The sequence below is a fragment of the Sphaerimonospora mesophila genome (genome assembly GCF_001417795.1).
Lineage (GTDB): Bacteria > Actinomycetota > Actinomycetes > Streptosporangiales > Streptosporangiaceae > Sphaerimonospora > Sphaerimonospora mesophila.
Genome location: NZ_BCBX01000048.1, coordinates 75,749 through 90,336 on the forward strand (window position 1 = coordinate 75,749; position 14,588 = coordinate 90,336).

Annotated in this window: 14 protein-coding genes; 3 read left to right on the plus strand and 11 right to left on the minus strand. The window is 71.9% G+C overall.

What is annotated here, in order from left to right; translation table 11 throughout:
• Positions 1-26 precede the first annotated feature (26 nt).
• The gene (locus tag AP234_RS28510) at positions 27-590 is read left to right on the plus strand and encodes a hypothetical protein (protein ID WP_200926764.1); all 564 of its coding nucleotides are present in this window, start codon (positions 27-29) and stop codon (positions 588-590) included.
• 148 nt (positions 591-738) lie between these two features.
• The gene (locus AP234_RS28515) at positions 739-2,460 is read left to right on the plus strand and encodes a glycerol-3-phosphate dehydrogenase/oxidase (protein WP_235558420.1); all 1,722 of its coding nucleotides are present in this window, start codon (positions 739-741) and stop codon (positions 2,458-2,460) included.
• Positions 2,461-2,553: 93 nt separating this feature from the next.
• Here AP234_RS28515 and AP234_RS28520 read toward each other — a convergent pair whose 3' ends face one another.
• Positions 2,554-4,530: a beta-propeller domain-containing protein gene (locus AP234_RS28520; RefSeq protein ID WP_063843118.1), complete on the minus strand. Its 1,977-nt coding sequence runs from the start codon at positions 4,528-4,530 to the stop codon at positions 2,554-2,556.
• Between the two features lie 108 nt (positions 4,531-4,638).
• Between AP234_RS28520 and AP234_RS28525 the strand changes: the two genes are divergently transcribed.
• Positions 4,639-5,364 (plus strand): class I SAM-dependent methyltransferase, encoded by a 726-nt coding sequence (locus tag AP234_RS28525; RefSeq protein ID WP_055482838.1) that lies wholly within the window; start codon positions 4,639-4,641, stop codon positions 5,362-5,364.
• Positions 5,365-5,392: 28 nt separating this feature from the next.
• On the opposite strand, the gene AP234_RS28530 is transcribed toward AP234_RS28525, so the two are convergent.
• The 10 genes from AP234_RS28530 to AP234_RS37420 form a co-directional block, all read right to left on the minus strand.
• The gene (locus tag AP234_RS28530) at positions 5,393-6,445 is read right to left on the minus strand and encodes an alpha/beta hydrolase (RefSeq protein WP_055482839.1); all 1,053 of its coding nucleotides are present in this window, start codon (positions 6,443-6,445) and stop codon (positions 5,393-5,395) included.
• An 11-nt stretch (positions 6,446-6,456) separates the two neighbouring features.
• Positions 6,457-7,521, minus strand: coding sequence for an LLM class flavin-dependent oxidoreductase (locus AP234_RS28535; protein ID WP_055482840.1), 1,065 nt, complete (start codon positions 7,519-7,521; stop codon positions 6,457-6,459).
• A 28-nt stretch (positions 7,522-7,549) separates the two neighbouring features.
• A complete protein-coding gene (locus tag AP234_RS28540; RefSeq protein ID WP_055482841.1) occupies positions 7,550-8,356 on the minus strand; it encodes a CPBP family intramembrane glutamic endopeptidase in 807 nt (268 codons plus the stop codon).
• Positions 8,353-9,168 (minus strand): CPBP family intramembrane glutamic endopeptidase, encoded by an 816-nt coding sequence (locus AP234_RS28545; protein WP_055482842.1) that lies wholly within the window; start codon positions 9,166-9,168, stop codon positions 8,353-8,355. Before AP234_RS28545 ends, AP234_RS28540 begins: the two co-directional genes overlap by 4 nt.
• Entirely contained in the window at positions 9,146-10,492 is a 1,347-nt protein-coding gene (locus AP234_RS28550) for a YcaO-like family protein (RefSeq protein ID WP_055482843.1), read from the minus strand. Before AP234_RS28550 ends, AP234_RS28545 begins: the two co-directional genes overlap by 23 nt.
• On the minus strand, positions 10,485-11,510 hold the full coding sequence (locus AP234_RS28555; RefSeq protein ID WP_055482844.1) for a TOMM precursor leader peptide-binding protein: 1,026 nt from the start codon (positions 11,508-11,510) through the stop codon (positions 10,485-10,487). Before AP234_RS28555 ends, AP234_RS28550 begins: the two co-directional genes overlap by 8 nt.
• 54 nt (positions 11,511-11,564) lie before the next feature.
• The gene (locus tag AP234_RS28560) at positions 11,565-12,800 is read right to left on the minus strand and encodes a coproporphyrinogen-III oxidase family protein (RefSeq protein WP_160330502.1); all 1,236 of its coding nucleotides are present in this window, start codon (positions 12,798-12,800) and stop codon (positions 11,565-11,567) included.
• On the minus strand, positions 12,797-13,714 hold the full coding sequence (locus AP234_RS28565; protein ID WP_055482846.1) for a SagB/ThcOx family dehydrogenase: 918 nt from the start codon (positions 13,712-13,714) through the stop codon (positions 12,797-12,799). Before AP234_RS28565 ends, AP234_RS28560 begins: the two co-directional genes overlap by 4 nt.
• A gap of 8 nt (positions 13,715-13,722) precedes the next feature.
• A complete protein-coding gene (locus AP234_RS28570) occupies positions 13,723-14,301 on the minus strand; it encodes a VOC family protein (protein WP_055482847.1) in 579 nt (192 codons plus the stop codon).
• A gap of 84 nt (positions 14,302-14,385) precedes the next feature.
• Positions 14,386-14,547: a hypothetical protein gene (locus tag AP234_RS37420; RefSeq protein ID WP_160330503.1), complete on the minus strand. Its 162-nt coding sequence runs from the start codon at positions 14,545-14,547 to the stop codon at positions 14,386-14,388.
• Between the last annotated feature and the right edge of the window lie 41 nt (positions 14,548-14,588).

The following is a 14,588-nucleotide window of genomic DNA, read 5'->3' on the forward strand; positions in this document are numbered from 1 at the left end:
CGGCTCACGACCATGATGGGGGAAGCATGATGACGCATGCGGTTGTCCGGCGGATGGGCCGTCCGGCGCTGGTGGCGGCGCTGGCCGTCGGGATGCTGCCGGGCGGCGTCGCGCCCGCCGCGGCCAGCACTGCCGCCCTTGCCACCACCGCCGCATCCGCCACCTCGGCCACCGCTTACGCGCCCGGCACGTTCGGGCCGTTCGGATATGGCGGGGTGAAGCTCGGGATGAGCGCCAAGCAGGCTCGGGCGACCAGGAAGATCGTGCCCAAGACCGGCTGGAGCCAGTGCACCGCCTGGGACCTGAAGGCGCATCCGACCGGTCGTGACCGGGTGGGCCTGTTCATCTCCAAGCGCCGCGGCGTGGCCGTGATCTTCGCTCCCAAGGGGGTCAGGACCCCGCAGCGGATCGGGCTCGGCTCCACGGAGAGGGAGTTGAAGAAGGCCTACCCCGGCCTGAAGCGGTCGGCGAGCGGCTACCCGTACGTCACGGTTCCTGGCAACAGTAAGGCTTCCTACCTCTTCCTGCTGTCCCGCGGCCGGATCTACGAGATGGCCCTCACGCTCAAGACCCAGGACTGCGTGAACTGATGGGCTGAGCGGTCGTCCGGGCGGGGGCCGCACGGAACCGACATTTCGGGAGATCCTTGGGAAAGGGGAGGTTAAACAGGATTCCCGCTGGGCTACCCGTGGGTAGATTTACCAGGGCAGAGGCGAGAAGCCGTACAGAGGGAGCCCTATGTCGGTGAGGATGGGTGCGGCGCGGCTCGGCCCGGCTGAACGCGCCTCCGCGTTGGCGCGGATGGAGTCGCAGGAACTCGACCTGGTGGTGATCGGCGGCGGCGTCGTCGGGGCCGGGGTGGCCCTGGACGCCGCGACCCGCGGCCTGTCCGTGGGGCTCGTCGAGGCGAGGGACTTCGCCTCCGGGACGTCGTCGCGATCGTCCAAGCTGATCCACGGCGGGCTGCGTTACCTGGAGCAGTTCGACTTCGACCTGGTCAGGGAGGCCCTGCGGGAGCGTTCGATGCTCCTCCAGCGGATCGCGCCCCATCTGGTGCGGCCGGTGCCGTTCCTGTTCCCGCTGGCCCACCCCGTCTGGGAGCGCCCGTACATCGGGGCCGGGATGATCCTCTACGACACGCTCGGCTTCTCCTTCGGCGCCGGACGCGGGGTTCCGGGGCATCGGCACCTGACCAGGAAGGCCGCCCTCCGGGTGGCCCCCGCGCTGAAGCGGTCCGCGTTCAGCGGGGCCGTGCAGTACTGGGACGCCCAGGTCGACGACGCGCGTTATGTCATGACCATGCTCAGGACGGCCGCGACGTACGGCGCGAACATCGCCGCACGCGCACAGGCGATCGGCTTCCTGCGAGAGGGCGAGCGGGTCACCGGGGTGCGGGTACGCGACCTGGAGACCGGCGCCGAGCTGGACGTACGCGCCGGCCAGGTCGTCAACGCGACCGGGGTGTGGACCGACGAGATCCAGCAGCTCGTCGGCGGGCGCGGGCAGATCCACGTCCGGGCGTCCAAGGGCATCCACCTGGTGGTGCCCCGCGATCGGATCCACTCCCTCACCGGCATCGTCATGCGCACCGAGAAGTCGGTGCTGTTCGTCATCCCGTGGGGCCGCCACTGGATCATCGGGACGACCGACACCGAGTGGACGCTCGACAAGGGGCGTCCCGCCGCCTCCCGGGCCGACATCGACTACCTGCTCGATCACGTCAACTCCGTGCTGGCGGTGCCGCTGACCAGGGACGACGTCGAGGGCGTCTACGCCGGGCTGCGGCCGCTGCTCGCCGGGGAGTCGGAGGAGACCTCCAAGCTGTCGCGCAAGCACGTGGTCGCGCATCCGGTGCCCGGACTGGTCATGGTGGCCGGCGGAAAGTTCACCACCTATCGCGTGATGGCCGCCGACGCGGTGGACGCGGTCGCCCACGGTCTCGACCAGCGGGTGCCCCGGTCGTGCACGCACCTGGTGCCGCTCGTGGGGGCAGAGGGCTTCCAGGCGCTGTGGAACTCCCGCTACCGCCTGGCCCGCTCGTCCGGGCTGCACGTCGCCAGGATCGAGCACCTGCTCAGGAGGTACGGCTCGATGATCGACGAGGTGCTGGCGCTCATCGAGGAGGATCCCTCGCTCGGGCGCCCGCTCGCCGGCGCCGACGACCACCTCCGGGCCGAGATCGTGTACGCCGCCACGCACGAGGGCGCCCGGCACCTCAGCGACACGCTGGCCCGGCGCACGCGGATCTCGATCGAGACCTTCCACCGGGGCGCGGCCGTCGCCCAGGAGGCCGCCGAGCTCATGGCGGGCCCGCTCGGCTGGGACGCCGAGCAGATCAAGCGCGAGGTCGAGCACTACACCAAGCGCGTCGAGGCCGAGCGGGCCTCCCAGGAGCAGGACTCCGACCGGGAGGCCGACGCGATCCGCCTCGGCGCCCCCGAGATCGTCCCCATGATCTGACGTTCGGCATCAGGCCTGGCCGTGCGTCATGGGCAGGTCCGGATTCGGTGGGGTGGCCCGGGGGCTACGGCGAGCCGAGCCGTACGGACCTGGTCAGCCGAACGGGATCCACGCCCGGTCGGTGAGGGTCTCGATGTCGCTGACCTTGACCCCGAGGTCGGAGATGGTCCAGACGTCGTCACCGATCACGACACTGCGCCGGATGCCCTGGTCGGCCGGGACGAACTCGTCGTTGAGCCGCCGCGGGGTGGGGTGTTCGATCGTGCCGGCCCTGGTGATGCCGCCGTCGCCGACACGTAACGCCAGCGCGACGCTCCCCTTCGGGGCGCCTTCGCCCCAGGTCATGAGCGGCACCATGGCCAGGCCCGTACGGCTTCCGGCCTCCTGCGGCGGCCAGTAGAGGAAGGCGTGCGGGTCCCACTCGGCCTCGGAACCCGACTTCCGCTGGTGGAAGCGGGACAGCAGCCGGGGAGCGGCCGGATCGGCCACGTCGAACAGCGAGATCTGCGTGCCTCGCACGCGGCCCTGCCCGTCCGCCTCCTGGCCGATGCCGATCAGCCGGTCCGGTCCGCCGGGATGGAGATAGGCCGAGTAGCCGCTGATCTTCAGTTCTCCGGTGACCTTCGGGGCGGCCGGGTCGCGCAGGTCCAGCGCGTACAGCGGGTCGGTCTGCCGGAACGTCACCACATATCCGAGATCGCCGATGAAGCGGACCGAGTAGATCCGCTCGCCCCGGCCCAGGCCGGTCACCTCGCCCCGCTCGGCCAGAGTGTCGGCGCTCAGCACGTGGACGCCGCTCTCGCTCGTGCCGGGGGTCGCGCCGGACACCTCGGCGTCACTGGTCGTCGCCACCCGCAGGTGGCCCGCGTGCTCCGACAGCGAATACTGGTTGAGCAGCCGTCCCGGCACGCTCCCCGAGGTGACGTACCGCGGCGCGCCGGGCCCGGTGACGTCGAAGCGGTGCACCTCCGTCCGCTCCGGAGGGGCGGCGGATCCGCCGGGCCGTCCGGAGACGGCGGCCGGGTCGCCGTGGAACCACCAGCGGGGATTGCTGGTGACGTAGAGGCTGCTCCGGGTGCCGTACACGGTGTCCCCGTCGGCGGCCACGCTGATCGGCGCGGCACCGGAGAGGTCACTGGAGAGGTCGCCGTTCAGGTCGATGGTGTGGATGGTCAGCATCGAGGTCCCGGTGAACTCGGCCGGATGGCTCACCCGGTCGCAGCCCACCCGGGCGGTACGGCTCGCGCCGCCCGACTCGATCTCGTACGTCGGCAGCCACGCCTCGATGGGCGCGGCCAGCACCGTCTCCCGGTTGCGCTGGAGCAGCCTGGGCTCGGGCGTGTCCGGTTCCTGCCGGGGAAAGGCGATCGCCGGCTGGGACCGGAGGACGATCCGTACGGTCGAGCCGACCTGGCGGGCGTCGATGTGCGTGCCCCGGGCGGTCAGCGCGCCGAGTTCCCTGGGCCGCTCCCCGGACAGGTCCACCAGGACGTACCTCGACTCGCCCTGCCCCGGGCGGACCTTCGCCATCGCCCGGAACGGCAGGATCTCCGCGCCCTGGAACAGCACGAGCGCGCGGTCCCCGGAGACGAGCAGCTCACCCGGGGCCCAGGCCTGGTCCTGCGGGACGAGCCGCAGCGTGCCGGTGACCCGCCGGGTCTCGGCGTCGATCACTCGCAGCACACCCCGGTTGACGGTGATCACCCGCTTTCCGTCGGTCTTCACCAGATCGGGCTCGTCCACCCCGGCCTCGTGCACGTTCGTGGTCGAGTGCGGCCGGCCGGCGGTGTCGGAGCGGGCGGCGACCGGGGCCTGCTCACCCGCCGCCGCGTCCTCCGCCGCGAACGTCATGACCATCCCGTCGAGGCCCCAGGGCGTCACGTGTTCCGCCGTCGCCGCCCGCAGCCCGGTGAGCATCTCGTCGCAGTCGGTGTAGGAGACCAGCCTGATCGCGCCGCTCAGGTCCGCCGGGGCCGGGCCCGAGGGCTGTGCCGTACGGCCTCCGGAGCATGCCGTGGTCAGCAGCCCGGCGAGGGCGAGAACGCCCGCCGTACGCATCGATATCGTCATGTCCCCTACCACGGATCCGGATGTTCGCCGGTTCGACGGAGATCACAGGGCCTCGTATGCGGGGAAAAAACCTATACAGGGCAGGCTTACCACTGGTAAGAACAAAACGTGCCGAAGCCACGTGGGAAGTACGGGGTGGACGCCCCGGGAGTGCCTGCCGGACTCGCAGTGGGCGGAGTCGCCGAGCTGGTCCTCGCCGTGGTGTTGTTCGCGGTCGGCTGGCCGATCCCGGCCCTGGTGCTGCTGGTCGGCGGGATGACCATGGTGGTCGCGGCGGCGGTGTTCGCGCACACCACCCTGCGCGGCAAGTTCCAGGTCTGGGACGAGGAGCTGGATCGGCTGGGCCTGACCGGGAGCGAGCGGGTCCTCGACCTCGGCTGCGGCCGCGGTCTCGTCCTGATCAAGGCGGCGGGCCGGCTCCGCGACGGCTCGGCCACCGGGCTCGACCTGTGGACCAGGGACCAGTCGGGCAACAGCCGGGAGGCGACCCTGGCCAACGCGCGGGCCGAGGGGGTGGGCGACCGGGTCGAACTGGTCACCGGCGACATGCGCGATCTGCCGTTCGAGGACGGGTCGTTCGACCTGGTCGTGTCCAGCCTGGCCGTGCACAACATCCCGGACCGCGAGGGGCGGGCGGCGGCGGTGCGCGAGGCGTTCCGGGTGCTCGCGCCGGGCGGCAGGCTGCGGCTGGCGGACTTCCGCCACGCCCGCGACTACGCCGAGATCCTGCGCGAGTGCGCGGCGGCGGACGTGCGCGTCTACGACCTCGGCCGGCGGTTCTGGTACGGCGGGCCGCACGCGCGGACTCTGATGGTCGCCTGCGAGCGGCCCTGACGCCGTGCCGGATCGGCCGCCGCCTCCGTCACCGGGGCAGGCCGTCCAGCCATTCCCGTGCCGCGGCGAACCACGCCGTGGCGTTGCGGTGCAGGTTGAGCGCGTGCCCGGCCCCGTCGAGCACGAAGGTCTCCAGGCGGGCCTCCGCCGGGAAGAACCAGCTCTCCCATGTCTTCACCGCCGCCGCGTCGGTGCACTGGAGATAGGGCCCGTTGCAGAACAGGTCGTCGTGCCGCCCGACCGCGAGGAACACCGGGACCCGCACCGCACCGGAGATCGCGGGGTCCCCGGCCTCGGCCAGGGTGGCCTGCTCACCGGTGGTCATCGTCGTCTTCGTCAGCTCGATCACCGACGGCATCGGCGGCGAGGCGCCGGCCCGGTCGAGGAACAGGTCGGCCCGGCTGCCCGCCTTGGTGGTGAGGTACCCGGACGGCGGGCGGGTCAGCCCGAGCAGTGGGTCGTCGGCGGCGGGGACGATGGCCTGGTTGAGCTCCTCCAGCTTGGGCCCGACCGAGTGGACGAAGCCGGTGACCGCCAGCGCGTCCAGGTCAGCGTGCCGGGCCGCCTCGGTGAGCAGAACGCTGGAGCCGAAGGAGTGTCCCACCCCGATCACCCGCCGATAGGCGTGGCCGTCCACGGCGCCGGTGCGCAACCGGCCCACGACCTCGTGGATCGCGCCGACCTCGCTGCCGAGGTCGGTGGCCGCCGCCGGCGTGCGGTCGCTCAGGCCGGTGCCCGGCCGGTCGAGCGCGAGCACGGCGTACCCCGCGTCGGCCATGTACCGCACGTACGACGGGGTGCGGGCGTCGGCCGGAGTGAGCCAGTACGCCTGGTCGAAGGTGGCGCCGGCGAGCAGTAGCTGGACGGTGTCCGGCGCCTGGCCGGACGGCAGGCACAGGGTGCCCCGGAGCGTGGCGGTCTGCTCCGCCACGGGCGCCGGCACGGAGACCAACCGGCACCTGGGCGCGGTGGCGGCGGCGGCCGGCGCGGGGAGGGCGGCGGGCGCGACGGTGAGCAGCACAAGCCCCGCGAGGGCGGTGAGCCGGGCCAACGAGAAGCGCGGCGGCCGGTTCTCGGACATCTGGACCTCCTTCAGGCCGGTACGGCGGACAGGCTCGGCAGCACCTTGTCCAGGAACCTTTCGAGGCTCGCCACGGCGAGGTCCCCGGGGACCGCCCCGAAGTCCATCTGCCACAGGAACCCGTCCACTCCGAGCATCCCGGCGATCTCCTGGACGCGTTCGCTCACCGTGGTCGGCGAGCCGACGACCGCGCTGCCCATGCTCCGGAACGACACGGGGTCGAGTGCGCGGATCGCCCGGCTCATGCCGGTGTAACCGCGATAGTCGTCGGAGGCGGTCGCCACCCACGTGTCGGTGGCCTCGGCCCAGACGTCGAGGTACGTACGCAGCAGGGGGTCGGCGATCCGCCGGGCGTCCTCGTCGGTGTCGCCCACGTACAGCGGGAGGCTGGCCACCACCCGTGACGGGTGCCGGTGGCCGGATTCGGCGAAGGCCTCCCGGTAGACGGCGATGTGGTCGCTCATCTCGCTGAGCGGGGTGAGCGCGGGGGTGACGAGCAGGTTGAACCCCCGCTCCCCGATCCAGGCGAAGCTGGAGCGGGAGCGGACCGCCGCGACCCACACGGGAGGATGCGGCCGCTGTGTCGGGCGCGGCAGGATCGTCACGTCCCGGAACTCGAAGAACGGGGTGCGCACGCTGACCCGCTCCTCGGTCCACAGCCGCAGCACGGTGTCGACGGTCGTGGTGAAGCGCTCCCTGCTGCCGTCCATCTGCACCTGGAACGCCTCGAACTCCTGCGGCAGGTACGCGCGTGCGAAGCCGACGTCGAGTCGCCCCCCGCTGATCGCGTCCACCATCGCGGCCTCGGAGGCGAGCCGGATGGGGTGGTGGAAGACCGGCAGCACGCATCCCGTCATCAGCCGGATCCGGCTGGTCGCGGCGGCCACGGCGGACAGGAAGGCCAGCGGGCTCGGACAGTAGCCGCCGTAGCCGCCGAGATAGTGCTCGGTCATCTTCACGTGGCTCATCCCGCCCTGGTCGGCGAGACGGCTCAGCAGCAGTACGTCGCGGAAGTAGTCGTCGGGTGCCTTCGTCTCGGGCACGCAGTCCGGGAGCAGGGACAGGCCGTGGAACATGCGGGTTCCTTTCTCCGCGTGTGACCCCCTAGGCCACCGCGAACAGGAAGAACGTGACGTGCGCCACCATCAGCGGGAGCAGCGCGGGGTAGTGCCAGAACAGGACGCTGTGCGTGAGTCCCATCACGATCGCGCCGACGACGGGGAACATCGCGGCCCGCCAGGAGGACATCAGGAAGATCTGCATGACGGTGAACAGCAGGCAGGAGACCCCGATCGCCGGGAGCGGCCCGGCGTCGCGCAGCCAGGTCAGCACCAGCCCGCGGAAGACGACCTCCTCGCTGCCCACCTGCACCGCGGTCAGCGTGAGGGCGAGGGGGAGGGAGACCACCTCCATCGTCTTCAGGTGGTGCCTGATCCAGCCGCCCCGCGACCGGCCGAGCCACTGCCGCATCCGCTCCTCGCCCGCCACGGCGCCCGCCGCCGACGCCGGCCGCACCCGTGATCCGGAACTTTCCGCCGCCGCCCGCCGCATGCCGATCGTCTGGATCCCCTCGATCAGCACCCGGCACAGCAGCGAGCCGAGGGCCACCTCGCCGACGCCGATGGCCGCGCCGAGCACGATCAGGTCGGGCCGGTCCCAGCCGAGCGTGAGCTTCGTCAGGTCGACGCCCGTGACCAGGACGAGGAGCAGCACGACCAGGACGTGGCTCGCGCCCGCCGCCATCAGTTCGAGCACGCTGCCGCGCTCGCTCGCGTCCCATCGGCGGGCGAAGGGAAGCAGGTGAGCCGCCCGGCGGCACGCGGCGAACAGCGCCGCCTTGGCGTACCTGTAGTAGAGGACGACCAGTACGGCCAGTACGACGGCGCGGACCGGCCAGGGCAGGGTGCTCATACCGGCGTCCTCCGCGCTCTCGGGCCCGGGGCCCGCCGGGGCTCGCCGCGCCGGTAGCGCCACACCCAGACGTTGAACACGACATGGGCGATGACCGCGGCGAGCACGTTGCCGGTGAGCAGTGTCGCCGCGCAGGCGGCCACCGCCAGGGGGGTCTTGGCCAGCACCTGGACCCAGCCGAAGAAGACGTGCGAACAGGAGAAGACGCCGGCGACCACGGCGAGGGCGCCGGCCACGAGCCAGCCGTTCGAGAAGAGCAGCGCGAGCCGGGTCAGCAGCCCGCGGAACACCAGTTCCTCCCCGATGGCCACGGCGACCAGCAGCTCCAGCCGGACCCGCAGGTCGCCGTCGGTCGGCGCGTAGTCGTTGCGTGCCCGGACCAGCCCGGTGCGGCGTCGCTCGGACACCCCGGTGCCGGACGCGGCGAACCCCGCCGGCCGGGGTGCGGTCATCCGGGGCGGCCGCGGCGCGGTGGGCCGGGGACTCGGTCCGCGCCAGGAGGTGGTGATCGCCCGGTCCGTCCGGATGATCGCCAGGCCGAGCGCGAACCCCACGGCCAGACCGGCGGGCAGCCCCCACCAGCCTGCGGGATGCCCGGGCACCGGCAGGACCACGGCCGCCGGACCCAGCAGCATCCCGGCCGAGACGATCAGCAGCCCCATGAGCAGCACGTGCACGCCGAGCAGCGGGGCACGCCGCACCCAGGCCCACCGGGTGTGCAGGTGAGCCGCGAGCGTCAGGCAGGACAGGCACAGCAGCCCGAGCGCGGTGAGGGCGTACGCCCGGGTGTCAGGGATAGGGGTGGGGGTCATGGCGGCGGAATCCTCCATAGGCGGCGAACCGCTCGTGTGCCGCCATCGGGGCGCTGGGCAGGGGGAGCGTCATCAGGTCCGGAGACCAGAACCGGGCCACGACGAACCCCAGGTCGGCCACGTCCACGGTGGTGAAATCGGCCGCGTAAAGGCGTTTTCCGGTGGCGTGGAAGGCGTGGACCAGGGCACGCGCGCGGACTCCGGCCGGCCGGTCGTCGTCGGGCGGCAGGTCGTCGGCCGAGGCGTCGTCGCAGTCGCCGAACCTGGCGTTCACCACCCGTGCTCCCTCGGGCCTGGCCGCCAGGGAGACGTTCGACTCCAGGTCGAAGATGTCCTCCGGCCTGGCGGACCCCTGCTCGAACCGCTGCTGCAGGGCCGACCACACGGCCAGCCCGCGCACCCCGGCGGCCTCCAGCAGCGCCCGGTACATGGCCCGCTCCAGCACCCCGTCGATGCCGAGGCCCACGGCCACGGCGGGCAGCCGGCCGTCCGGGCTGCGGATCAGGCAGGCGATGGTGAAGCCCGGCAGATCGGCGCTGGGCAGCAGATGGAACTCCGGCCGGTCGCCGCGCCGGTCGAAGGCGGACTCGATCACCCGCTGCAGCGCCGCCGTCCTGGGCCCGGGGGTGATCCGGACGGACCTGCTTCCGCCGTACCAGTGGCTGATCGCCGCGTCGAGCTGGACCATCTCCTCCAGCGCGTTGAGCGCGGCCCGGTCCGGATCGGTGTGCGAGGCGGTGCCGGTGGAGACGGCGGGGGCGAGCCACGGTTCGCCCAGCGTGTCCTGGACGACGTAGCCGACCAGCAGCAACTGGGCCGGCACCCAGCAGTCCAGGCCGTCTCGCAGCCGGGTGGCGCGGACCCAGCCGATCGGGTCGCCGTCCCGGCGCGGCCGGAACGGAAACCCGGCACGCCGGTACTGCTCCGTGCTGTACGGCTCGGCCGGCCCGGCGTCGTACGGCTCGCCGGCCGAGGTCAGCTCCTCGACCGAGGAGTACCGGATGGGGAAGCGCCCGCTCACCGGGGCGAGGTAGCCGCCGTACCGCTCGACCACCTCGCCGAGGGTCCTGATGTGCGACTCGAACGGGCGCAGCCCGTACCCGCCGATGTGGTAGGCGCCGATCTTCGGGGTGGGCAGGCCGCGCAGCACGTGCACGCCGGTCAGCTCGCCGCCGGCCACCATCAGCCGTGGTCCGCCCCGCTGGCGTTGCAGGAACCCCATCGACGGCATCAGGCCGCACAGCGGCGAATGCATCCGGGCCCTGAGCCGTCCGGTGAACTGGTCGGGGGCCTCCACCACCCGGAGGGCCGGCCGGTCAGGCATCGATCCACCGCCGTACGTCGAAGTACAGCTCGGTGGCCTCCCGCTGGACCACCGGTCCGCAGGCCCGGCAGCCCGGCATCCGCAGCACCTCGGAGTAGGCGATCTCCATCGTCGGCACGTAGATGCCGAGCACCTTGCCGAGAGTGGTGGTCGATCCGGTCGTGGCGAGGTTGAGCGCCTCCAGACCCACATGGCCGGCGACCAGGGCGCGCAGGGCGTCGAGGGTGGGCGGCTCGCCCACCCTGATCGTCTGGCGGACCAGCGCGTCCTTGTACCGCTGGTAGGCGGCCGTCTCGCGGAGATTCATCAGCACCCGGGTCTCGAAGCAGGCGAAGCACGCCGAGGTCGGCGGGGAGAACGAGGGGCCGATGAGCACCATCGGGCCGTCGATCGCGGCCTGGATCCAGGGGGTGCGCAGCGCCAGGGCGACCCGGTTGAGCACCGACAGGCGGAGCGGATGCGGCGCCTCGGCGACGTGGACCAGGAGCTTGCCGCGCCACGGCTCGAACCGCTCGACGAACCGCTCGAACTCCAGCCCGTCCTCCAGCGCCACCAGGTCGGCCTCCAGGAGCCCCCGATGCAGCGGGTCGTCCTCCCCGGCCGCTTCGACGCCGCCGGGCGCGCTGGTCGCGAGCACCCGGACGGTCGCGGCGGCCAGCGGGTCGGAGCCCAGGACCACCATCGGCATCGCGGGGGCCTCGGCGGGGTAGGCGCCGGTGCTCTCCAGATAGCCGTCCAGCGCGGTCTCCGGCGCGTGGGAGATCACCCCGAGTTGGTCGAGGTGGTCCACCAGCGCCTCCACCTCGGCCCGGGTGACCCCGTTGGCCTTCGCCACGTCGGCCCGGCTCGTGGTGCCGTCGAGCCCGCTCAGCAGGTTGAACAGGCGGCCGGTGCGGGCGTGGTCGATCAGGGTGTAGGAGCGGACGTTCCACACCCCGTGGCGTAGCTCCACCGTGTCCGCGTCATGGGCGATGACGCTGAAGGACGGTTTGATCCGCACGTTCTTGCTCTGTTGCACGCTGACATTCCTTCCTCAAGGGCCGCATCGCGGCGTTCCGCCGGTCGCGCGCGGTCAGCCCAGCAGCGCCGCGGCCTGGGGCTCGGCTCCGCCGGTTCCGGCGATCCCGGCGAACTGCAGGTCGATGAAGGCGTCCGGGATCTGGTCGCGGCCGAGCCGTACGCCCTCCTCGTCCGAGTGCACGTCGGCCACCCGTTCCAGGAAGCCGAGCAGGTGTCGGCAGGGGCCGAGGGCCAGGACCTCGTCCAGCTCGGTGCCGGTCCGCTCCCGCCACAGGGACCGCGAGGCGCCCTCGAACGTGGTGAGCGACTGGTACAGGAACCGGGCCGCGATGGCCGGGGAGGCGGCGGGGTAGCGCTCGTCGAAGCGCAGCGGGTCCCGGTTGTAGGCGGTCAGGAAACCGCGTCGATGGGCGAGGTACTCGCCGCCGATCAGGGAGGTGGCGCCGGAGCCGAAGCCCACCCAGTCCATCCTGAGCTGGAAGTAGGCCAGGTCGCTGAGGCAGCGGTGGTGGCCGAAATGGCTCATCGCGTACTCGGGGAGTCCCGCTTCCGTCAGCAGCCCGGCCGCCCGGGCGTACGCCTTCTTCTGCTCGGCGCGCAGCATGGCGGTGGTGCCGCGGGTCACCTGCCGCCGCAGCACCGTCCCGTGCGCGGGCCGGTACGGGTACAACGCGACGTGCGTCACCGGCAGTTCGAGGGCGGCGCGTACGGACGCCTCGACCTCGTCGAGGTCCTCGCCCGGCAGGCCGCAGATCAGGTCGATGGACCGGTCCTCGAATCCCGCCTCCGCCGCGAGGTGGACCGCGTGTCGCGCCTGCGTCGCGTCATGGCTGCGGCCCAGCCGGCGCAGTCTCCGTTCGTCGAAGGACTGCACGCCGCTGCTCCACCGGCGGAAGCCGACGTCGCGGAAGGCGGCCAGTTTGGCGAGGGTCAGGCTCTCCGGGCTGCACTCGATGGTCGCCTCGTCGAGCGGCCGCGACATGTCGAACACCTCGTGCAGCGCCTCGCCGATCCGCGCGATCTCGTGCTCGGCGAGGATGCTGGCCGTGCCGCCGCCCCAGTACATGATGGCCGGGCGGTAGCCGAGGTCGGACAGCTCGGCGCCCCGCTCCCTGATCTCCCGGCAGAGCGCGTCGATGTACGCCCGCCGGGGGACGTCGGCCGGCCGGAGCAGCAGCTCTGACGTGGGAATCTCGGTCACCCAGTCGCAGAAGTGACACTTGGAGCTGCAGAACGGCACGTGCACGTAGATCAACAGCGGTCGTGTCCCGGTCGTCGTCCCGGTCATCCCGGCCATCCGACGAAGATCGTGTGAGCGAGGAAGGACAGCACGCCGTCCAGGCCGAGCGCCTCGTTCGCGTGGTCGTCCACATAGCTGGAGCAGTCGGTCGTGCCGAGGCCGAACCCGGTGGCGGTCAGATGGACGTTCTGGGCGATGCCGCCGCACTCGTGCAGCACGAAGCGCATCCCGCGCGGGCCGTACTTGCGCATCGACCGCCACGGTCTGGCGATGAGCAGGACGACGGCGGCGGCGCTGTCGATGGAGATGATCTCGCCGGGGATGGCGAACGAGTCGCGCAGCCGGTCCACCACGGCCCGGTCTCCGGTGCGGACCAGCACGTCCTCCACCGGGCTGTAGCGGTAGGTGCCGACGTCGAGCTCGGGCACGTCCAGCGCGGCGAGGTGGACCTCCACGGGGTAGAGCCCGCCGCCGCTCGGCACCGCACGGAACCGGAACGTGGCGCCGCCGCCCCGCATCAGCTCGGCGTCGGCCTCGCCCGTGACGCCGGCGGCGAAGCGCAGCAGCGTGCCGATCTCGGCGAGGGACACCGGATCGCCGGTGTATCTGCGCACGCTGCGCCGCCGGACGATCGCCTCGTCCAGGGCGATCGACACCGACAGCGGCGGCGGCAGCTCGACCCGGTCGGCGTCGGGGACCGACTCGTGATCGATGACGGACAGCGCGGTGGCCATCACGTCGCCGAAGTAGTCGGCTCCGGAGAGCTGGGCCTCGCGCTCCCAGGGCGCGAAGCGGCTCGCGACGATGAACTCCTCGGCGGGCCGCGGGAACGCGGGTTCGCCCAGGTTGTCGTAGCGGGCCTGGTGGGTGCGCAGGCCCACGGCCGACAGGCCCGGGCTGAGCAGCCGGTACGCGCTGACCCCCGCGCTCGACTGGGCCAGCTCGGGATCGGTGTGGTCCATCGCCGCGCTCACTCCTGGAAGATCTCGGTGGGCGGGGGCACCTGCCGGTTCAGCGCGATCGACTGGTCGACGAGCTGCTCGGCCGTGACCGGGCTCGCGTACTCGCCCAGCCGGAAGGTCGCGTGCGCCCATGCACTGAACTCGACGAGCCCGAATCGGTTCCCGTCGGCGTCGGCCACGCTGGCGCCCCGGCCCATCGAGTCGCCGGCGTCGCCGCGGTAGAACGGGCTGTCGCGGAACTGCTCCTGGAACTCCGGCTTGATCTGCTTGGGCAGCGGAAGGTCGTACGGCCCGGCGGTCACCTCGCCGCCGAACTCGGCGATCTTCTTGAGCGTCACGTCCAGGTCGGTCACATGGAAATAGATCGTGACGGACTCGCCGGGGAACCTGCGTTTGTTCACCGTGAGCAGTATTCCGTCGCTCGACACCGGCGCGTGATAGGAGATCTCGTAGGAGAGGGAACGTGCGAGCGGCATTCCGAGAAAAGTCCGGTAGAACTCGAGACCGCGCTCCATGTCGTCGACCGGAATGTTGATGAGAACGGGCTTCGGAATGGCGGAGACGTCGATTTCCGTGGTGTTTTCCATTAGCTGGAACCGCACTTCCTGCCGGTGGTCGGTTTCTGCCGGGGCGGAGCCCGAAGGCTCCTGGCTTCCGGGCTCCGCTTCGAGCTACGGCCGCACGATGGTGCCACACGAGCTGGAGGTGCAGCCCGCGCAGCACGACGAGGCGCCCGGAACGACCACGCCGAATCCAGCGCCGGACAGGCCGGCGCCGAGCGGCTGCGCAGTCATGCTGCGGTGGTCGATCGTGGCTGTGCTTTCAAGCTTCATGCCGTTTTCACCTCCCTCCGTCCCGGGCCTTCCGAACAATT